We start from the raw sequence: 19,604 nt of genomic DNA, 5'->3' as shown, positions 1-19,604 counted from the left end.
TAAATTAGAGTGTTTTTTCTTTTAATGAGAATCAGAAATAAGATTCAGTATTAAAAATTTAACTTTCAATCAATTAATAGTACCTTTGCACTTCAAATTAATAAAATGAGATTACACAGAAATTTAGTTTATACTACCATTGATTCTTTAAATGCAATCTTCAATGAAGGAGAATATGCAGATAAAGTGGTAGCCAGAGCATTAAAAAAAGACAAACGTTGGGGAAGTTCCGACAGGAAGTTTGTTGCTGAAACCATATACGAAATTGTTCGCTGGAAAAGATTATATGCCGAAATTGCAGAAGTAAAAGAACCTTACGACAGAGATAATTTATGGAGAATGTTTGCCGTTTGGGCTGTTCTTCGCGGTTATCCAATTCCTGATTGGAGACAATTGGAAGGAACTCCTGAAAGAAAAATAAAAGGCCGTTTTGACGAATTATCTAAAAACCGAGCACTTAAAGAATCTATTCCAGACTGGATGGATGAATTGGGTGTAAAAGAATTAGGTGAAAAAGTCTGGTCAAAAGAAATTACTGCACAGAATCAACCTGCAAAAGTTATTCTTAGAACTAATACTTTAAAAGGAACTAAAGAAAGTCTTCGAAACACTTTGATGGATTTGAATATTGAAACAGAATATTTAAAAGATCAGCCGGAAGCTCTTGTCTTAAAAGAAAGAGCTAATGTGTTTTTGACAGATGCTTTTAAACAAGGACTTTTTGAAGTTCAGGATGCCAACTCACAATTAGTTGCAGGATTTCTAGACGTAAAACCTGGAATGCGCGTTGTAGATACTTGCGCTGGTGCCGGAGGAAAAACATTGCACATGGCTTCTTTAATGGAAAACAAAGGACAGCTGATTGCAATGGATTTGTACGAAAGTAAATTAAAACAGCTAAAATTAAGAGCTAAAAGAAACGGCGCTTTCAATATCGAATACCGTATTATTGACAGCACTAAAGTGATTAAAAAACTACACGAAAAAGCTGATCGTGTTTTGATTGATGCACCTTGCAGCGGATTAGGAGTTTTAAAAAGAAATCCAGATTCTAAATGGAAATTACAACCAGAATTTATCGACAACATTCGTAAAGTTCAGAGCGAAGTTTTAGAAAGCTATTCTAAAATTGTAAAACCAGGTGGAAAATTGGTTTACGCAACTTGTTCTGTTTTGCCATCAGAAAATCAGGAGCAGGTTGAAAAATTCCTGAAAACAGAAATCGGACAGCAATTTACTTTTATCGAAGACCGTAAAATGCTGGCTTCAGAATCTGGTTTTGATGGATTCTATATGGCACTTTTGGAAAGAAAAAAGTAAATTCCAAATCTGAAATTCCAAATTCCAATTTGTTTTGGAACCACTTAATATTAAAAATTCCAAATTCCAACTTTTACGATTGGAATTTGGAATTTTTTATTTTGGAATTTAGAATATTGTTATTGGGATTTAATCCTGTAAAGTAGGTTTTCGCAACAACTTTCCGTTCTCGTTTTCTTTGAATTTTGAGACAAAAACAATCTCTTTTGGTTTTTCATATTTTCCTAAAACATCAAAGAAATCAGAAGCAAATTCTTGCTTTTCTCCTTCAATAACTAAAACCAGTTTTTCCCCAAAAGTGATATCAGGAAGTCCGGTAACAAAAAATCTGTTGTTTATTTTTCCAATTAATTTCGCTTCAATCTGTTCCGGAATAAGCTTCACTCCTCCGCTATTAATTACATTATCAATTCTTCCTAAAAAAATAAATTGCTGATCGTTTAACAATTCAACCAAATCATTAGTCACAATTGGTTCATCAGAAATTGTCGAAACATGAATAACCAAACACTGACGATCGTCCTGCGAAATTTTCACATTGGGCAAAATTGAAAAAACAGAATCACCCAAACGTTTGGCTGCGATATGCGTTATAGTTTCGGTCATTCCGTACGTTTCATAGATTTCTGTTTTAAGCGGCAAAAGTTTATCTTCCAGCGAAGAATCCAGTTTTGCACCACCAATAATAAGCTTTCGTACTTTCGAAAGTTCATTTATTGAGTTTTGAACCTGAAGCGGAACCATTGCTACAAAATCATAAGTCGTAGAATTTAATGCTAACGGATGCAGACTTGGCGAAACGACATCCAATTCTAATCCTAAAATTAAACTACGTACCAGCATCATTTTTCCGGCAATAAACTGAGTTGGTAAACAAAGTAATGCTTTATCACCCGGCTTTAAATCAAAAAAATCACCCGTTGCCAAAGCAGACTGAATCATTGCCTGTTTCTCTAAACGAACCAATTTAGGAAGACCAGTGGTTCCCGAAGTAGTCATTTCGATATAATCTTTTTTATCAAACCAATCTAAAAAGAATTCTCCAATTGACTGTTCGTAAGCATCTCCTTCTTTCACATAACTATAAGCCGCTCGGCATAAATCTTTTGCGTTTAAATGATAACCGTTTAGTTTAAAATAATTATGAACTTTGTGTTGAGTCAAGTTTTGCATCGTATATTATTTTATTTCGACATTGTTAATTTCTCCTGTTAATCTTTCTTTCCAGTTGGTCCAGCCGTATTTTTTACTAAAGATAAAAAGTAAAATAGGATAAATAACCACAACAGGCAAAATAACATCAATCCCTGCCGAAGGTTCCGAAAGATCTTTAAATATGGAATGCGTTTGAAATACTGACCAGTCTGAAGTAACTAATAATGCTCCAACGAGATTATTAGCAGCATGAAAACCAAGTGCCAGTTCCATCCCTTCATCCATTAAAGTAATAATTCCTAAGAACAAGCCCGTTCCTATATAATATATCATGATGATATTTCCCATTTTTACGACCTCCGGATTTGCCCAGTGCATCGAACCAAAAATAACCGAAGTCATCAAAAGCGGAAACCATCTGTTACGTGCTAAATTAGCAAATCCCTGCATTAAATATCCTCTAAAAACATATTCTTCAGTGCTCGTCTGAACTGGAATTAAAATAGTCCCTAAAACCACTAAAATCAAAAAAGGAATTAATTTAAAATTCAATACAAAATTTTCAGGCGATTTTAGATATACAAACAAAAAACTCAACACTGAAAAGATAGTCCATACAAAAAAAGAGAAACTAATTCTTTTCCAATCTACTTTTGATCTAGAAGTCGTGACTGACAATAAAGTTTGATGATGAATATATTTTACCACAAAATAAATTCCGGCAAGGGCAAAAATAAAAGAAATCATAACCAAGAAAAGTGTGGTGTTAGACTCAAACATTTTCATTACACCTTGATCTGTAGTTGGAAAAGCTTTTTTTTCAACAACTGTTTTATAAAATACAGCTGCTGTAAGTGGAATTTGCCCAACAAAAGAGGCAGCAATTATAAAAACTGAACCTAAAAGGTATTTCCAAAACTTATTTTCAGGTTTAATTCCTTGCTCTAAAAACATAAATCTTAAATTTTAAAAAATGAGAATTCAAATTCGATAAGTTAACCTTACATTTGATATTGCTAAAATACCTCTTTTTTATTTTACGAATATTTGAAACGATTAAATATAACAAAATGATACAAATCTACCACAATCCGAGATGCGGAAAATCAAGAAACTGCCTTGCTTTTATCGAACAATCCAATCAGGAATTTGAAATTATCCCTTATTTAACAGAAACACCGTCGTTTGACGAATTAAAAGTTTTATTAAAGCAGCTTAATCTTGAACCTCTTCAATTAGTAAGAACCAAAGAAAAAATCTGGATTGAAAATTTTAAAGGAAAAACATTAAGCAACGATCAAATTATAACTGCGATGATAGAAAACCCTATTTTAATTGAACGTCCAATTGTAGTAAAAGATGGAAAAGCCATCATTGGCCGGGACCCGGATTTGGTCGCTTCTTTTTTAGATTGATTCTAAAATAGATTGTTAACATTTTTTTGTGAGTTCTCTCTTTAAACCAAAAACTACATTTGCCGTCTAAAGAGAAAAAGAAACCAGAAAAATGAAGAAAATCAAATTTGCTGTATTACTTGTATTCTTGTTTACAAGTCTTTACAATTACTCACAACAAGGCCCCGGAGGCAAACCCAAAGTAAAAGTCACCGGAAAAGTTTTCGAAAAAGTAAGCAAACAACCATTAGAGTATGCTACAATTTCGATTATGGCACCCAATGACACAAAAGTTATTGCAGGCGGAATCACCAATCCTAAGGGAGAATTTGAGGTGGCAGTTGCTCCTGGAACTTATGATATTAAAGTTGAATTTATTTCATTTAAATCAACAGAAATCAAACAAAAAAACATTACAGGCGATACCAATCTTGGTGTAGTTAACCTATCCGAAGATGCTGCACAATTAAACGAAGTTGTGGTTCGTGCTGAAAAATCGACTGTCGAAATAAAATTAGACAAAAAGGTTTACAACGTTGGTCAGGATATGATTGTAAAAGGAGGAAGTGTAAGTGATGTTCTTGATAACGTTCCATCTGTTTCTGTTGATACGGAAGGAAATGTAAGTTTAAGAGGAAGTGACAACATTCGTATTTTAATAGACGGAAGACCTTCACAGGCTATTAATATGGCTGAAGCCTTACGACAACTTCCTGCCGATGCAATTGATAAAGTAGAAGTAATTACCAATCCGTCTGCCCGTTACGATGCTGAAGGTGGATCAGGAATCATCAATATTATCCTTAAAAAAGGTAAAAACCAAGGATTTAACGGAACTTTAATCGCTTCAACAGGTCTGCCGGAAACTTATGGTTTAAGTGCTAATGTGAATTACAAAACAGAAAAATTAAACTACTTCACAACAGCCGGATACAACTACAGAACAACTGAAGGAGCCGGAAAAACAAACTCTGAGTATTTTGATGACAATGAGGTAACCAAGAGTTTCTTAGACGAAACTCGTGATACTAAACGTGTTAGAAACGGATTTAATGGAAGAGCCGGAGTTGAATGGACACTTACCCCGACAACTTTCTGGACAAATGCCATTAATTATCAAAAAAATACTGGTGACGATCGCGATTTGATCAATTATTATAATTATGATGCTGCTCATAATTTCACAGGAACAACGTATCGTTTAAACAACGCAGATACAGGAAGCGAAAATGTTGAATTTACTTCAAACCTGATTAAAAATTTCAACGACAAAGGACATAAACTTACTGCTGATTTTTCTATTTCCAGAAATACAGATGACAGCAATAGTACTATTACAGATTCGCCAAACTTTGATACTACATTAAATAATCAAATACAAAAACAAGTTTTATTTCAGGCAGATTATGTCTTACCATTAGGTAAAGGAGGTCAGTTTGAAGCCGGATATAAAGGTAGTTTTGGCGATTTGAACAATGTTTATGATGTTACAAATAGTGGTGTTCCAAATCCTAATTTATCAAACACATTAGAATACAAAGAAAACATTAATGCACTTTACACACAGTATGGTTTTAAAGTAAATAAATTTTCTTATTTATTTGGTTTAAGATGGGAAGACACAAACATCAAAGTTAACTTATTAGACAACAGCGATTTCAATACTAAAAAATACAACAACTTATTTCCAAGTGCTTTTATTAGTTACGAAATCTCAGATCAGAGTAACTTCTCGGCAAGTTACAGTAAACGTTTATCCAGACCAAGAGGGCGTTTTATGAATCCTGCTGTAAACTATGCCAGTAACATTAATATCTTTCAGGGAAATCCGGATTTAGATCCTTCTTTAACAGACAAATATGATATTGGTTATATCAAAAAATGGGACAAAGTAACTTTTAATACTTCTGCTTATTTTGAAAACACAAAAGACGTTTTCAGCTTTGTAAGATCTCCTACCGGTGATGTAGTAACTCCTGATGGTGAAGTGGTAACTCCTGCGCCAGGCGAGACAGTTGAAGGTACTCCCGTAATTAAAAGTTCTCCTATTAACTTAGGAAGGGAACAAAAATTTGGTTTCGAATTTACTTTCAATTACACACCATACAAATGGTGGAAACTGAACAGTAACTTTAACTTCTTTAATGTAAAAACAACTGGAGAAAACAGTTACACAGATACACGAGGAAATATAATTGTTCAGGATTTAGATAATCAGGCTAATTCCTGGTTTGCGAGAGTAAACTCTAAAGTAACGCTTCCATACAAAATTGACTGGCAATTGACAGCAATGTATAATGGAGAGCAAAAAACAGCTCAGGGTAAAAACTTAGGTCAATTCGGAATGAATACCGCTTTAAGTAAAGATGTTATGAAAGACAAAGCAACAATTGCTTTCAATATTAGTGATATCTTCAATTCCAGAAAAATGAGATCAGACACCTATTTAGACAATGTAACCTCATATAGTGAATTCCAATTCCGTAAACGTCAATTTAATTTATCATTTACTTACCGTTTCAACAAACCAAAAGGTGAAAGAGATAAAAACATGCCTAAAAACAATGATGGCGGCGGTGATGGCGGCGGAGAATTTCCTGGATAATTTTTTTTAATTCCAATACTGAAATTCCAAATTCCAACTTTACAATTGGGATTTGGAATTTTTTTTTAGAATTTACCCGGCAAGATTGGAATTTGGAATTTGGAATTTCAGTATTGGATTTTTTTTTTGAAACAAAAAAAGAACCCAAAAGGGTTCTTTTCTTATGACATCAATCTAAAATTAAATAGATTGTTCTTCTTGTCTTTTTTTAGCTCTCTTTTCTTTGAACATTTCCCAGCTAGCACCCGTAACCCAGTAAGATACGAAACCAACTAAGAAAAACATTAACCAAAACCCTATAGTTAGGATGGTTAAGAAAAGTAAAAAGCCTAAATACTGTGAAAATTCAAACATGTTTTCCGGAATTTTTGAATGTTACGACAAATGTAGCGTATATATTTTTTCTCAGCAATAAAAACTAAATCAATTTTCGTTAAATAACATTTATACGTATATTTATACTCATTTTAAATAAGGTTTTTTTTTGAACATGAGCCCCTTTAAACAAAGAGTTCTTTAAAATAATACTGTTTTATAGGAGCTAATTCCTGCTGTCTGCTGTATTCCCGATAAACAAAAACTACGGCTAAAAAGTCTTGTTTTTCTATATCGGAAAATGCCGCTCCCATCAGGGCTAAAGCATTCAGTTTCAAAAGAAGTTTTACATTATAGAATACATTTTACAAACAACATATTTTACAACAAAATGAAATACAGAATAGAAAAAGACACCATGGGCGAAGTTCAGGTCCCAGCCGATAAATATTGGGGTGCACAAACAGAACGTTCCAGAAACAATTTCAAAATAGGACCATCGGCTTCGATGCCTAAAGAAATTATAGAAGGTTTTGCTTATCTAAAAAAAGCTGCTGCTTATGCCAATTATGATTTAGGTGTTTTACCAATCGAAAAAAGAGATGCTATTGCTGCTGTCTGCGACGAAATTCTGGAAGGAAAACTAGACGACCAGTTTCCATTAGTAATCTGGCAGACTGGCTCAGGAACACAAAGCAACATGAACGTAAATGAAGTTATTGCTAATCGCGCTCAGGTTTTAAAAGGTTTTGAAATTGGCGAAGGGGAGCAATTCATCAAAGCAAATGATGATGTTAACAAATCACAATCATCAAACGATACTTTCCCAACCGGAATGCACATTGCTACTTATAAAATGGTTGTTGAAACTACAATTCCGGGAGTAGAAAAACTACACGCTACTTTAGCAAAAAAAGCGTCCGAATACAAAGATGTTGTAAAAATAGGCCGTACGCATTTAATGGATGCAACTCCTCTTACTTTAGGTCAAGAAATTTCAGGTTACGCTGCTCAATTAGCTTTCGGATTAAAAGCATTAAAAAACACTTTAGCACATTTAGCCGAAATTGCTTTAGGCGGAACGGCGGTTGGAACCGGCCTTAATACTCCTAAAGGCTACGACGTAAAAGTTGCTCAATACATCGCAGAGTTTACCAAACACCCTTTTATAACTGCCGAAAATAAATTTGAAGCTTTAGCCGCTCACGATGCAATTGTGGAAACTCATGGTGCTTTAAAACAATTAGCCGTTTCTCTAAACAAAATTGCAAATGATGTTAGAATGCTTGCTTCAGGACCTCGTTCTGGAATTGGAGAAATTCATATTCCCGAAAACGAACCCGGTTCTTCTATCATGCCAGGAAAAGTAAACCCAACACAATGTGAAGCTCTAACCATGGTTTGCGCTCAAGTAATTGGAAACGATATGGCAATTGCTGTTGGCGGGATGCAGGGACATTACGAACTGAATGTTTTTAAACCTGTAATGGCGGCTAACTTTTTACAATCGGCACAATTATTAGGTGATGCGTGTGTTTCTTTCGACGAACATTGCGCGCAGGGGATTGAGCCTAATCACAAACGAATCAAAGAATTGGTTGATAATTCACTAATGCTGGTTACGGCTTTAAATACTAAAATAGGATATTACAAAGCTGCCGAAATCGCACAAACCGCACACAAAAACGGAACTACTCTAAAAGAAGAAGCTGTTCGTTTAGGCTACGTAACGCCGGAAGATTTTGATGCCTGGGTGAAGCCAGAGGATATGGTTTAGTTTTTTGTTTCAAGTTTCAAGTTTCAAGTTTCAAGTTTCAAGTTTCAAGTTGAAATACTGAACGTATAAAAATGAACTTATTAATTAAAAAAGGGAAAAACTTTTAAAAGTTTTTCCCTTTTTTAATAACTTCAGACCTGAAACTTGAAACTTGAAACAAAAAATCTATTTCCCATCAACATAATCCTGCAAATAGCTGAATCGTTCTGTTAGTTTTCCGTTTTCTGTTATTTTAGCACGTTTTAAGATACCGTCTTTATCTCCGTTGAAGAAAGCAGGAATTACGTACTCCATAAATTGTTCGCCAAAACCTTCACTTGCATCTTTTGGAATTTCGCAAGGCAGATTATCTACCGCCATAACTGCTACTGCCGCAGGATGAAAGAAGTCTACTTCCCTATCTTCTAACGGAAAATAACCGTATAAAGGCTCAGCAATTGTGGACGAACGAACTGTAGACGCGATCGGGCCATTTACGTCGCAAGAAATATCAGCTACAACTTTAAGTTTACAATCACTTGCATTTAGCATTTGTTTAGTCAAAATCATCGGTGCATTACTGGCATAAAAATGTCCTGCAAAATAGATATCAGAAACTTTCGTGAATCTTTCAAAATCAGATTCATATTCTTCCGGATGTTGTACAAAATCATTAAAATCCAAAACCTGACCATCTTTTCTTTTATTGTATTCTAAAACATCAAGCTGCACATAAACTGCCTGCGCATAAGTTTTAGTCAAATAATTATCTACTGTAATTTCTTTTACTTTTATGGCGTCCAAAATTTCTTTTGCTCCGCTCCCAACCTTTCCGGTTCCTGTAATCACAAATTTTAAAGCCGGCATTGTAATGCGTTTTAAATGCTTTATTAAATCTTCTTTTCCAGAAAGTGTTTCTGCTTTAGGTAGTTTAAATAATTCGAATTTAATTCCAAATGCTCGAATCCCGTTGTAAACGCCAACCATTCCAGCATATCTTCCAAAACCAATTAATCTTCGATCATGCTCATCCACAATAGTTTCATGATCGTACAAATCGATTTTTTTCTCTAAAACTGCCTGAAGTAATTTTCTATTATGAGGCTGTTTTTTAATCGTATGAGAGAAAAAGAAATAAGCTTTGTTTGGAATCAAATTTTCGACAGGAACTTCTTTTACGCCAAATAAAACATCACAATCTGAGACATCTTCTGCGACTGTAATTCCCATATTTTTATAATCATCATCAGAAAAAATTCTAATATCAGAACTTTCCACTTTTACAGCTGCTTCATGATAAAGCTGCTTTAATTTTGTTAATTCATTTGGAGAAAATACAACTCTTCTATCCGGCGGATTTTTTCTTTCTTTTATGATTCCAAATTTCATTTAAAACTGATTTTAGACATTTAATAATATAACTTTTTACAATATATTTGTTTCAAATATAACAAATTTAGTTAAAATTTTGTTTCTAAAATTCTATTTAAAATGTTTCAAAACCGTTAAAAGCTGAAAAACAAACAACTGTATTTTACAATTCTTAAAAAAAAGTTAAAAAACACAAATTAAAGCCTCAGAATTGAGAAAACAACAAAATTGAATTCGATATATTTGTTTTTAAAGAACGATGCAAATGATTTTCCTTAAAAAAACAAAGATACCACAAATACTTTTCTCTGTACTAGTTTTAAGTTCTTGTGGTCAAAACAAAAAAACAGATACAGTTACTACCAATACAGTCGAAGATACCTTACCCAAAATGAAGCCGTTAGGCGCAGAACCTAAAGTTTCTCAAGCCTATAAAAACTCGGTCGTTGGAAGAATAAATCACTTTTACAATAAAAACTGGCCAAATAATAACATGAATGGGAGCTTCTTAGTTGCCAAAAATGGTCAGATACTTTTTGAACGCTATAATGGTTTTGCTAATAAAAATGAAGGCACTAAAATAACACCCGAAACACCTGTACAGATTGCTTCAGTAAGTAAAGTCCTGACAGCAACGGCTATTTTAAAACTGGTTAATGCAGGTAAAATTGAGTTAGACCAAAAAGTCAATACTATTTTAAAAACATTCCCATACGAAGAATGTACAATCAGAATGCTTTTAAGTCACCGTACAGGAATGCGTAATTATGCTTATTTTACAGATAGAGATAAATCTATTTGGGATCGCCATAACCAATTGACAAATAAAGATATTTTAGATATTTTAGCGACAAAAGACATTGGTTTAGAATCCAGAACCGGAACACGTTTCAGTTACTGCAATACCAATTATGCTATGCTGGCGCTTATTATCGAAAAAATTACAGGATTGAGTTATAAGAATGCTATGGCGGAAATGATTTTCAAACCTTTGGGTATGAAAAACACTTATGTTTTTGATGATGACAAAGACCGCAAAAAAATTGTTCCTTCTTATAAAGGAAACGGTGTAGAAATTGGTTTTGACTATTTGGATAATGTATACGGAGATAAAAATGTATTTTCTACAGCACGAGATCTTTTAAAATTTGACCGTGCAAGACAATCTCCGGACTTTTTAAAACCTGAATTACTGAAACAAGTCTATACTGGTTATAGCAACGAAAGAAAAGGAACTAAAAATTACGGTTTAGGAATCCGAATGATCAATTGGGAAACGGGACAAAATTTCTATTTTCATAACGGCTGGTGGCACGGAAACACTTCATCTTATATCACTTTAATGAACGAAGGTGTTACCATAATTGCACTTTCTAACAAAATGACCAGAAACACTTATGCAGTTCGTAAACTGGCTCCAATCTTTGGCGATTATCCTTTTAATTTTAAAGACGAAGAATAACAAAATTTTTCTGAAAATTTTAGCAGAAAGTAATTTCAAATACTCTAAATTTGCAGACTTATTTTTTGGGGTCGACTGGTTTTGACAGCAAGTCGAATTGAACAGTAAGCACGTCGAGCATTGAGACCTTGCTCGTAAATATAAGATCTCAAACTTTTACACGGCGAAAATAATTACGCTTTAGCTGCTTAATCCGAATCATAGTAAGATTGCGCCACGTCTCTACAAGGTAGAGAAGCTGGATTCTCCTGGAAAGCCTTGGTTTGTGGCGTTCCGTTCAGGGGAACCGTAAAAATAAACCTAGATATCCATGAGCTTCGGGTGGGTTTCGAAAATTAAGAAGATAAGTGTTCGGTGGCTGTTTCTGGCCTAGCTTAACATCGAAAATCTAATCAGGAAATAAGCGTGTAGAAAGCTCTTTAGTTGCTTGTTTGGACCCGGGTTCGATTCCCGGCGACTCCACAAAAAGGCAGAGAAACAATATGTTTTTCTGCCTTTTTTTTATTTAAAACTCATATAAAAACATTTATCAGTAATTCGAATACAACTTACCGTAATCTGCAAACCTCTTCTCATTTCCTTTCTTTCGAAATTTGTATGCAACAAAAATTAGAAAAGATGAAACAGATTAAATTAGGCAATCAGGGATTAATTATTCCTCCAATAGGTTTAGGGTGTATGGGAATGACGGGTTTTGAAGAAGGAAATATGTATGGCCCTGCAGATGAAAAAGAAGCAATCCACACCATTCATCGTTCACTTGAACTCGGTGGTAATTTTCTGGATACAGCAGATTTGTACGGCCCTTTAAAAAACGAACAGCTTATAGCAAAAGCTATTGGTAAAGAACGTGATAAGTATATTCTGGCTACAAAATTCGGCTGGGAAATCGATGACAGCGGAAAAGTTACATGGGCTATAAACGCAAGTAAAAAATACATCAAAAAAGCAGTAGAACGTTCGCTAAAAAACCTGAATACCGATTACATTGATCTTTATTACATGCACCGTTTGGACAAAAACACCCCTATAGAAGAAACGGTTGATGCTATGAGCGATCTTGTGAAAGAAGGCAAAGTTAAATACATCGGACTTTCGGAAGTATCTTCTGAAACTATTAAAAAAGCGCACCTTGTTCATCCAATCACAGCTGTTCAAAGTGAATATTCTTTATTTGAAAGAACTGTAGAAGAAAGAGGGGTATTAAAAACACTCGAAGAATTGGGAATCGGTTTTGTGGCCTATTCTCCACTAGGACGCGGATTTTTATCCGGACAAATCCGTTCAATCGATGATCTGCCTGAAAATGATTTCCGCAGAGCAATTCCACGCTTTCAGGAAAATTATTTCCATAAAAATATTGATCTGGTAAAAGCAATTGAAATAATGGCTGAAGAAAAAAAGGTAACTTCTTCTCAGCTGGCATTGGCATGGATCATCAGCAAAGGAATTGTACCTATTCCTGGAACCAAACGTAGAAAATATGTGGAACAGAATATATCCTCCGCAAATATAGAATTGAGCCAGGATGAACTTTTAAAACTGGAAAGTATCGTACCTTTAGGCACAGATACCGGAGCTCCGTACGATGAATTCAGTATGGGGTTACTAGATTAAACTTAAAAAGACGCTGTTATGAACACGATTGCATCTGTATCTGCTTTTCACCGCTTACTCTCGCTTCCAGAGCCTAAACATCCAATGGTGAGTGTAATTAATTTATCTGAAAGTATTTTTCTGGAAGATGAAATTTGGAAAGGTTTTGTCAATAAATTTTATTGTGTCGCTTTAAAAAGAGAGGCGAAAGGGAAAATTAGGTATGGTCAGGGACATTATGATTATGATAAAGGCGTACTCAGTTTTACTGCTCCCAATCAGGTGCAGTATCTGGATTTTCATACTATGGAGTGCGGAGCAGGTTATTTGTTGATATTTCATGAAGATTTTCTTTTAAAACATCCGCTGGCAGAGAGAATCTTTGATTTTGGTTTTTTCTCCTATGCCGTAAACGAAGCCTTGCATTTGTCTGAACAGGAAGAAAAATATCTCATCGAAATTATGGATAGAATTGATAAAGAATGTCAGCATATTGACCGTCATACTCAGGATATCATCTTATCGCAGATCGATTTACTTCTAAATTATTCAAGCCGATTCTACGAAAGACAATTTCTAACGAGAAAAAACAACAGCCATGCACTGCTTACAAAATTTGAAAGATTTATCAATGATTATTACAATAATGATACAGTAGAAAAAAGTCTTCTAAGCGTCAGTTTAATTGCCGAAGCTCTGAATCTTTCGCCCAATTATCTTAGCGATTTCCTGAAAATTCATACCGGCCGAAATACAAAAGAACATATTTACGAAAAGCTTACCAATAAGGCCAAAGAAAAATTATCAGCAACTACTTTGTCCGTAAGTGAAATTGCTTATGATCTTGGTTTTGAACATCCGCAATCTTTCAGCACGTTTTTTAAAAAAAGAACGCACATGGCTCCTCTTGAATTTCGTGAAAAAATTAAAAATTATTAGATTTCAAATAACAGAACACTTCGCTATAAATGAATGTTCTGTTACTTTTATTTATAAATAATTCAGTTGAAAATTGGTATAAAACTAATTTTTATATAATTTTGTATTAATCATTACAAAATAAAACACGATGAGAGGAAGACCTACAATTTATGAAGATTCTAATATCATAAAAAAAGCGCAGGAAGTTTTTTGGCAGAAAGGGTATAATGCAACCTCTTTAAGTGATTTACAAAAGGCAACTGGTGCGGGCGCCGGAAGCTTTTATAATACTTTTAAAGGAGGAAAAAAAGAAGTCTTTCAGAAAGCTGTTCAGGAACGTCGGCTGGCTTTCACTTCATTTCAAAATGAATTAAGCAATAGCGAATCTCCATTAGAATTAATAAAAGATTTTTTCAGAAGTATTGCAAAAGCGGATCAAAACGAACATTTAAAAGGCTGTATAATAGCCAATACCGTTGTCGAAATGACTTTTATCGATGAAGATCTCGAATCCAGCGCTGTTCAGATTTTAAAAGAGGTTGAACAAATGTTTATCGAAGTGATAAAATTGGAACAACTAAAAGGAACTATAAAAACAAAAACTTCTCCCGAAATTCTGGGAAAATACCTCATCACATTTTGGTGCGGACTCAATACACTCCGAAGAATGTATCCCGACGAAAATGTCCTAAAAGATCAAATCGAAATGCAATTAGCTGTTATCAGCTAATTTTTTTAACTATTTATGTATTGATCATTACAAAAATAAATATAATAAAGATGAATTTAAAATTAGAAGGAAAAAGAGCTTTTATAAGCGGTTCAACACAAGGAATTGGGTACGCGATTGCACAGCAATTAGTAGCTGAAAAAGCTGAAGTAATTATCAATGGTAGAAATGAAGAAAAAACAAAACTGGCAGTTCAAAAATTACAATCTGAATTTCCTGATGCAAAAATCTCAGGCATTAAAGCTGATTTTGGAAAGAAAGAGGAAGTAACCAATTTATTAAACCAATTAAATGATATTGATATCTTAATTAATAACGTTGGAATTTTCGATTTAAAAAATTTTGAAGACATTGAAGAGGAAGATTGGTACAAAATATTTGAAATTAACGTATTGAGCAGTGTTCGTCTTTCGAAAAAGCTCTTACCGCAAATGCTTGAGAAAAAAACAGGAAGAATTATTTTTATCAGCAGTGAATCCGGAGTCAACATTCCGGGAAATATGATTCATTACGGAATGACAAAAGCAGCAATGACAGCAGTGAGCAATGGTTTATCTAAACTCACAATTGGAACTGAGGTTACCGTAAATACAATTCTAGGCGGACCAACTTATTCTGATGGCGTAGCGTCAACCATAGAACAAATCGCATCTATGCAAAACATCGAAACCGAACAAATGAAGAACATCATCATGCAGCAGACCAATCCGCATTCTTTATTACAGCGTTTTATAAATCCAAATGAGATTGCTTCGCTCGCAGTTTATCTTTCAAGTCCTTTAGCTGTAGCAACTAATGGTTCATCATTAAGAGCTGATGGAGGTGTTTTAAAAACGATTTAATACCAATTAAAAAGCCAGAAAAATACTTTCTGGCTTTTTAAATTCTTGTAGAAGAATTTATCATTTATTTTTTCTCATCAACAAAAACATACAACTTCTGCACTTTGCCATTTTCAATTACAAACAAATCCATTCCAGAAACCACAGCTGGTTTTGTTTTTGACCCAAATTGCCAATACAAACGAACGATATTATGATTTGTTTCCAACGATTTAGCACTAAAACTGAAATCAGGATTTTTTTGCTGAAGTTCTACAATAAATTTACTGATTTCCTTCTGCCCTATTGCTATGAAATGACGGTCTATCATCTCAACATCAGAAGCATAAAATTGATCTAATAAAGCATTACGTTTCGCTTCCTCTTTTTCATTCCAGATTTTCAAATGATTTTCGATTATTTCCGTATTTCTTTTAGTATCGAAATCTTTGTTTGATGTTTTTTGATGAGAATTATTTTTTGGCGACCATAAAACTGTTTTCGGATTCGATTTTTCATACCCTTTTCCATTTGGATACGAAACTAATTCCATTTTAGAACCCCAAGGTGTTTCAAAATAAACCCATGATTCACCTGCAGTATCTCCCGATGGAGTTAAAAATGGTTCTCCTAATACTTTTACGCCTTTACTTTTTAGGTATTTTACTGACGCATTTATATCCGATGTATAAAAAGCAATATGAGAAGCTCCAATATCATCAGAATTAGGATGCACTTTACTGCCTTTGTTATCGGCATAACTAAATACTTCAATGCTTGCACCAGTTCCGGCATTTATCATTTTTATGGTTACCGCTCCTGTATTCGGATTGATATGATTTGCTTCTTTCCAATTGGTATCTAAAGGTATTGGGCCTAGTTGTGTTACGGGTGTAAAACCCAAAACGTCACTAAAAAATGGTATTGCCTGATTTAAATCTGGAACATTAATTCCAACATGATCGATTCCTAAAATTCCTGCATTATTTTGAGCGGCTGCTTTCTCTGAAGCTGAAAAGAAAAAGAATAGATTCAATAAAGCAATTGCTGATGTTTGTACTTTTTGATTTGATTTATAATGTGTTTTCATGATTTACTATTTTATCTATTTTTTAATGAATGAAAATTAATTACTGTAAGCTGCTAACCATTTTGCTTTAATAGCTGCACGTGCTTCTATAAATTCTTTATCGGTTCCTTGTGCAATGGCATCAAGTGGAAAACGAAGTGGTCTCTCTCCTTTTTTCATATTAACCAATTCTAAAATTCCATCGGCAATAGTCTGCGGATTCATATCAAACTGAGCCATTTTACCAAACAAAGCAGTACCTAAAGCGTTGAATTTTTCTGTTGCCGTATCACCATATTCTTCTAAAATTTCTTGTTTATCTGCATTGATACCCGCTTTTGAACCGTTATTCATTTCAGTAGGATAAACTCCTGGTTGGATACTAACGTTTTCAATTCCGTAATCGGCAAGTTCATCCTGAAGTCCTTCTGTAAAACTTTCTACTACCAATTTTGAAGATATATAAGGAATCATAAAAGGAAGTGTATGTCCGCTTGCTCCGGTAGTAATGTTAATAATAAGTCCGTTTTTCTCTTTTCTCATAGAAGGCAGAACAGCCTGATAAGTACGAAGCACACTGTAAACGTTTACTTCAAACATTTTACGTACCTGATCGATTGAATAACCTTCAAGCAAACCAAAACCGCTTACTGCCGCATTATTAATTAATACATCGATTTTTCCGTATTTAATAAGTACTTTTTCAAATGCTTCTTTTACAGAAACATCATCTGTAATATCAATATCTACGACTTCAATATTTGAAACTCCCGAAAGCTCATTTGCTGCTGCTGCATTTTTACCTTTTGTATTTCGCATTCCTGCAATTACTGAATGACCGGCATTTGCCAATGTTATAGCTGTAAGTTTTCCAAATCCTGAACTTGTACCTGTAATGAAAATTGTTTTTGACATGATTTCTAATTTTTAATGTTATAAAATTTGTTTCTTTTGAACATTACAAAGTTGCGCCAAGTGCAAAACCTGTACATTGATTAGAAATAAGTAAAAACTTGATATAGATCAAGAGTTTTGAAATAAGGCATAAAAAAAGGAGCTTAAAAGCTCCCTGATTATTTTTTTGCGGTTTGTTTGCGTATACGGCTTAATGTTTCGGGCGTCATTCCAAGATAAGAGGCAATCATGGCTTGTGGAATTCGTGAAGCAAATCCCGGATATTTTGTTATAAAATTTAAATATTTTTCTTCTGCAGTAAAACTTAGTGAAGCCTGAATTCGATTTTGAGCTGCTATAAAGCTTTTTTGCAGGATAGCATTTACCATATTATTAAATGCCGGTATTTCATTGCAAAGCATTTCAAAATTCTCATGTGTAAACAACACCAGTTCGCTGTCTTCAATAGCGTCAATATTAAAGCGTGACGGCTGCTGAAGTAATAAACTCTCCCTATCTCCTGTCCACCAATTTTCTACACTGAAACTATTTACATGTTCACTTCCTTTTTCATCAACAGAATAAGTTCGCAAACAGCCTTTTGTTATAAAAGCATCGTATTTCCAAACATCTCCTTCCTGAAGCAGATACTGTCGTTTACGTAATTTTTTAATAATGGCAAATGATTGAATATAATCAGATTCTGACGGTGTCAGTGTTGTTTTATCGTCTAGATATTTTTGGAAGATTTCATACATAGACTGTAAAATTATAGAAAAGTTCGGGAAAAATGAATTAATCTTATTTCATATCAAATGTAAATTTAACAACGTACCACGAAAATTATATAAAACAATAAGTAGTTTGAAGAAGTATTTTTAGGATAATCTAATTACAGAATTAGACATCAATAATTATTAATTTCAAAATTGATTGATATGAGATCCGAAAATTATTTATCTGATGAATTTTCTAACGAAATGAATTCATACGAAGAACAGTTATTATTAAATTATGACGATTATCTTGATGGTGATTATAATACCAGACTAACAGCTTCTAACCATTATAATCTGGAACTTGGCGAACTGGAAGACAACCTTGAGGATGATTTCGAATTAGAATATGATGAAAATGACTGGGAAGAAGAAGATTCGGACGGAAATCTTGCAGTAGAATACGATGCGAACGAAGAAAATCCGGGAACTTTTGAAATGATCAACTAAAAAAACAGTATGAAAAATTTGTCACTGCTTTTAATTGCGATATTATTTTTTTCATGTCAAAAAAGGGAAAATGGTACTATTCCTCAGAAGGAAAGCAGCACTACTCCTATTGACTCTTCTACAACCTTAAATAAAGAGAAAAAAGAGCAAGAGAATAAAAAAACAGGTGACACTATTTTCATGAATTTTCAAAATAAAGAAAACCAGTTTGTAGCTGAGAGCAGCTTAGATTCTCTCCATTCAAAATTATATGTAAAATTCAAAAGTGAAATTTCAGGTCAGTTACAAGCCGAAATTATTCCGGCAACAGGTAAAGGAAACATTCGCTTCAATCAAATTATTTTTCCAGATAAAACTTCAGAAGGGCCGTTTGGAATGGATTTAAAAATTCCACTAAAACAGAAAGGAAACTACATCTTAGTTATTGGACATTCGTTAATGGCTGAAAATCCTTATTACGGGAAATTCAAAATACAGTTAGAAGTAAAAAAAGATTAATGTTTTTTATTGATTTTGATCACAAATAAAAATATGATCCGGATCACTTTCTTTCAGGTTTATTAAAGCCTGTTTTAAGTTATCTCCTAGATTAGATGTAATTATTTTCAGCAATTGCTTGAGGCCATTAAAACTATTCGGTTTTACCAAATAACAAACAGATCCCAGTTTGGAAGCCATTTCGATATCATTTTTATGAGAAGAAGTAGAAATCATAATTACCGGTATATCTTTATAATGGGAATCTTGTTTTACTAACTTAAGACAATCCCAGCCATTCATAACCGGCATATTAAGATCCAGGAAAATCAGTTGTGGTTTTTCGTTAATCTGATTTAATATCTTCCACGCCTGACTTCCATTTTCTGCACAATGGCAGGTAATATTTTCATTTATTTCTTCTAATGCCTCACAAAACATTTCGGTATCATCCGTGTCGTCGTCAGCCAGTAAAATTATTTTTTTGCTCAT

Annotated in this window: 20 protein-coding genes and 1 other RNA gene; 12 read left to right on the top strand and 9 right to left on the bottom strand. The window is 33.8% G+C overall.

Translation table 11 applies throughout. From position 1 onward, the window contains the following. The first annotated feature begins 105 nt into the window (after window positions 1-105). Window positions 106-1,320, top strand: coding sequence for an RsmB/NOP family class I SAM-dependent RNA methyltransferase (locus ACFS3A_RS11945; RefSeq protein WP_379825737.1), 1,215 nt, complete (start codon window positions 106-108; stop codon window positions 1,318-1,320). A 129-nt stretch (window positions 1,321-1,449) separates the two neighbouring features. Here the strand turns inward: ACFS3A_RS11945 and ACFS3A_RS11940 are convergent, their stop codons facing one another. Beyond that, the gene (locus ACFS3A_RS11940) at window positions 1,450-2,493 is read right to left on the bottom strand and encodes an AMP-binding protein (RefSeq protein WP_379825736.1); all 1,044 of its coding nucleotides are present in this window, start codon (window positions 2,491-2,493) and stop codon (window positions 1,450-1,452) included. Between the two features lie 6 nt (window positions 2,494-2,499). After that, window positions 2,500-3,429, bottom strand: coding sequence for a CPBP family intramembrane glutamic endopeptidase (locus ACFS3A_RS11935; RefSeq protein ID WP_379825733.1), 930 nt, complete (start codon window positions 3,427-3,429; stop codon window positions 2,500-2,502). Between the two features lie 116 nt (window positions 3,430-3,545). Here ACFS3A_RS11935 and arsC point away from each other — a divergent pair, with 116 nt between their 5' ends. After that, on the top strand, window positions 3,546-3,890 hold the full coding sequence (gene arsC, locus ACFS3A_RS11930) for an arsenate reductase (glutaredoxin) (protein ID WP_379825731.1): 345 nt from the start codon (window positions 3,546-3,548) through the stop codon (window positions 3,888-3,890). Between the two features lie 91 nt (window positions 3,891-3,981). Then, window positions 3,982-6,474: a TonB-dependent receptor domain-containing protein gene (locus ACFS3A_RS11925; RefSeq protein WP_379825730.1), complete on the top strand. Its 2,493-nt coding sequence runs from the start codon at window positions 3,982-3,984 to the stop codon at window positions 6,472-6,474. 180 nt (window positions 6,475-6,654) lie between these two features. Here the strand turns inward: ACFS3A_RS11925 and ACFS3A_RS11920 are convergent, their stop codons facing one another. Then, entirely contained in the window at window positions 6,655-6,828 is a 174-nt protein-coding gene (locus ACFS3A_RS11920) for a hypothetical protein (protein WP_026984685.1), read from the bottom strand. 146 nt (window positions 6,829-6,974) lie between these two features. After that, window positions 6,975-7,127: a hypothetical protein gene (locus tag ACFS3A_RS11915; protein ID WP_379825728.1), complete on the bottom strand. Its 153-nt coding sequence runs from the start codon at window positions 7,125-7,127 to the stop codon at window positions 6,975-6,977. 53 nt (window positions 7,128-7,180) lie between these two features. On the opposite strand from ACFS3A_RS11915, the gene fumC reads away from it, so the two are divergent. Beyond that, window positions 7,181-8,566: a class II fumarate hydratase gene (gene fumC / locus ACFS3A_RS11910; RefSeq protein WP_379825726.1), complete on the top strand. Its 1,386-nt coding sequence runs from the start codon at window positions 7,181-7,183 to the stop codon at window positions 8,564-8,566. 165 nt (window positions 8,567-8,731) lie between these two features. Here fumC and ACFS3A_RS11905 read toward each other — a convergent pair whose 3' ends face one another. After that, window positions 8,732-9,934, bottom strand: coding sequence for an NAD(P)-dependent oxidoreductase (locus ACFS3A_RS11905; RefSeq protein WP_379825724.1), 1,203 nt, complete (start codon window positions 9,932-9,934; stop codon window positions 8,732-8,734). A gap of 241 nt (window positions 9,935-10,175) precedes the next feature. Between ACFS3A_RS11905 and ACFS3A_RS11900 the strand changes: the two genes are divergently transcribed. From ACFS3A_RS11900 to ACFS3A_RS11875, 6 genes are all read left to right on the top strand, one after another. Further along, window positions 10,176-11,378, top strand: coding sequence for a serine hydrolase domain-containing protein (locus tag ACFS3A_RS11900; RefSeq protein WP_379825722.1), 1,203 nt, complete (start codon window positions 10,176-10,178; stop codon window positions 11,376-11,378). A gap of 67 nt (window positions 11,379-11,445) precedes the next feature. Next, window positions 11,446-11,843, top strand: a transfer-messenger RNA (tmRNA) gene (gene ssrA, locus ACFS3A_RS11895). A gap of 153 nt (window positions 11,844-11,996) precedes the next feature. Further along, window positions 11,997-12,995: an aldo/keto reductase gene (locus ACFS3A_RS11890; RefSeq protein WP_379825720.1), complete on the top strand. Its 999-nt coding sequence runs from the start codon at window positions 11,997-11,999 to the stop codon at window positions 12,993-12,995. Window positions 12,996-13,013: 18 nt separating this feature from the next. Beyond that, entirely contained in the window at window positions 13,014-13,913 is a 900-nt protein-coding gene (locus tag ACFS3A_RS11885) for a helix-turn-helix domain-containing protein (protein WP_379825718.1), read from the top strand. 130 nt (window positions 13,914-14,043) lie between these two features. Further along, window positions 14,044-14,625 carry a TetR/AcrR family transcriptional regulator gene (locus tag ACFS3A_RS11880; protein ID WP_379825715.1) on the top strand — a complete coding sequence of 194 codons (582 nt, stop codon included), beginning with the start codon at window positions 14,044-14,046 and terminating at the stop codon, window positions 14,623-14,625. 50 nt (window positions 14,626-14,675) lie between these two features. Beyond that, window positions 14,676-15,467 carry an SDR family NAD(P)-dependent oxidoreductase gene (locus tag ACFS3A_RS11875; protein ID WP_379825713.1) on the top strand — a complete coding sequence of 264 codons (792 nt, stop codon included), beginning with the start codon at window positions 14,676-14,678 and terminating at the stop codon, window positions 15,465-15,467. A gap of 64 nt (window positions 15,468-15,531) precedes the next feature. On the opposite strand, the gene ACFS3A_RS11870 is transcribed toward ACFS3A_RS11875, so the two are convergent. From ACFS3A_RS11870 to ACFS3A_RS11860, 3 genes are all read right to left on the bottom strand, one after another. Then, entirely contained in the window at window positions 15,532-16,536 is a 1,005-nt protein-coding gene (locus ACFS3A_RS11870; RefSeq protein WP_379825711.1) for a VOC family protein, read from the bottom strand. Between the two features lie 36 nt (window positions 16,537-16,572). Next, window positions 16,573-17,430, bottom strand: a complete 858-nt coding sequence (locus tag ACFS3A_RS11865) for an SDR family oxidoreductase (protein WP_379825709.1) — start codon at window positions 17,428-17,430, stop codon at window positions 16,573-16,575. Window positions 17,431-17,588: 158 nt separating this feature from the next. Beyond that, entirely contained in the window at window positions 17,589-18,167 is a 579-nt protein-coding gene (locus tag ACFS3A_RS11860; protein ID WP_379825706.1) for a Crp/Fnr family transcriptional regulator, read from the bottom strand. Between the two features lie 180 nt (window positions 18,168-18,347). Here ACFS3A_RS11860 and ACFS3A_RS11855 point away from each other — a divergent pair, with 180 nt between their 5' ends. Both ACFS3A_RS11855 and ACFS3A_RS11850 read left to right on the top strand, forming a co-directional pair. Continuing rightward, entirely contained in the window at window positions 18,348-18,635 is a 288-nt protein-coding gene (locus ACFS3A_RS11855) for a hypothetical protein (protein WP_379825705.1), read from the top strand. 9 nt (window positions 18,636-18,644) lie between these two features. Continuing rightward, entirely contained in the window at window positions 18,645-19,133 is a 489-nt protein-coding gene (locus ACFS3A_RS11850) for a hypothetical protein (RefSeq protein ID WP_379825703.1), read from the top strand. Between the two features lie 6 nt (window positions 19,134-19,139). Here the strand turns inward: ACFS3A_RS11850 and ACFS3A_RS11845 are convergent, their stop codons facing one another. Beyond that, window positions 19,140-19,604, bottom strand: coding sequence for a response regulator (locus ACFS3A_RS11845; RefSeq protein ID WP_379825701.1), 465 nt, complete (start codon window positions 19,602-19,604; stop codon window positions 19,140-19,142).

The sequence above is a fragment of the Flavobacterium notoginsengisoli genome (assembly GCF_042686225.1).
In the GTDB taxonomy this organism is placed as follows: domain Bacteria; phylum Bacteroidota; class Bacteroidia; order Flavobacteriales; family Flavobacteriaceae; genus Flavobacterium; species Flavobacterium notoginsengisoli.
The sequence above is the reverse complement of the archived record's forward strand: the minus strand, read 5'-3'. Positions and strand labels throughout refer to the sequence as shown.

Coding starts and splice junctions, on each gene's coding strand:
- ACFS3A_RS11945 (WP_379825737.1), top strand. CDS start 106: ATGAGATTACACAGAAATTTAGTTTATACTACCATTGATTCTTTAAAT.
- ACFS3A_RS11940 (WP_379825736.1), bottom strand. CDS start 2,493: ATGCAAAACTTGACTCAACACAAAGTTCATAATTATTTTAAACTAAAC.
- ACFS3A_RS11935 (WP_379825733.1), bottom strand. CDS start 3,429: ATGTTTTTAGAGCAAGGAATTAAACCTGAAAATAAGTTTTGGAAATAC.
- arsC (WP_379825731.1), top strand. CDS start 3,546: ATGATACAAATCTACCACAATCCGAGATGCGGAAAATCAAGAAACTGC.
- ACFS3A_RS11925 (WP_379825730.1), top strand. CDS start 3,982: ATGAAGAAAATCAAATTTGCTGTATTACTTGTATTCTTGTTTACAAGT.
- ACFS3A_RS11920 (WP_026984685.1), bottom strand. CDS start 6,828: ATGTTTGAATTTTCACAGTATTTAGGCTTTTTACTTTTCTTAACCATC.
- fumC (WP_379825726.1), top strand. CDS start 7,181: ATGAAATACAGAATAGAAAAAGACACCATGGGCGAAGTTCAGGTCCCA.
- ACFS3A_RS11905 (WP_379825724.1), bottom strand. CDS start 9,934: ATGAAATTTGGAATCATAAAAGAAAGAAAAAATCCGCCGGATAGAAGA.
- ACFS3A_RS11900 (WP_379825722.1), top strand. CDS start 10,176: ATGCAAATGATTTTCCTTAAAAAAACAAAGATACCACAAATACTTTTC.
- ACFS3A_RS11890 (WP_379825720.1), top strand. CDS start 11,997: ATGAAACAGATTAAATTAGGCAATCAGGGATTAATTATTCCTCCAATA.
- ACFS3A_RS11885 (WP_379825718.1), top strand. CDS start 13,014: ATGAACACGATTGCATCTGTATCTGCTTTTCACCGCTTACTCTCGCTT.
- ACFS3A_RS11880 (WP_379825715.1), top strand. CDS start 14,044: ATGAGAGGAAGACCTACAATTTATGAAGATTCTAATATCATAAAAAAA.
- ACFS3A_RS11875 (WP_379825713.1), top strand. CDS start 14,676: ATGAATTTAAAATTAGAAGGAAAAAGAGCTTTTATAAGCGGTTCAACA.
- ACFS3A_RS11870 (WP_379825711.1), bottom strand. CDS start 16,536: ATGAAAACACATTATAAATCAAATCAAAAAGTACAAACATCAGCAATT.
- ACFS3A_RS11865 (WP_379825709.1), bottom strand. CDS start 17,430: ATGTCAAAAACAATTTTCATTACAGGTACAAGTTCAGGATTTGGAAAA.
- ACFS3A_RS11860 (WP_379825706.1), bottom strand. CDS start 18,167: ATGTATGAAATCTTCCAAAAATATCTAGACGATAAAACAACACTGACA.
- ACFS3A_RS11855 (WP_379825705.1), top strand. CDS start 18,348: ATGAGATCCGAAAATTATTTATCTGATGAATTTTCTAACGAAATGAAT.
- ACFS3A_RS11850 (WP_379825703.1), top strand. CDS start 18,645: ATGAAAAATTTGTCACTGCTTTTAATTGCGATATTATTTTTTTCATGT.
- ACFS3A_RS11845 (WP_379825701.1), bottom strand. CDS start 19,604: ATGAGCAAAAAAATAATTTTACTGGCTGACGACGACACGGATGATACC.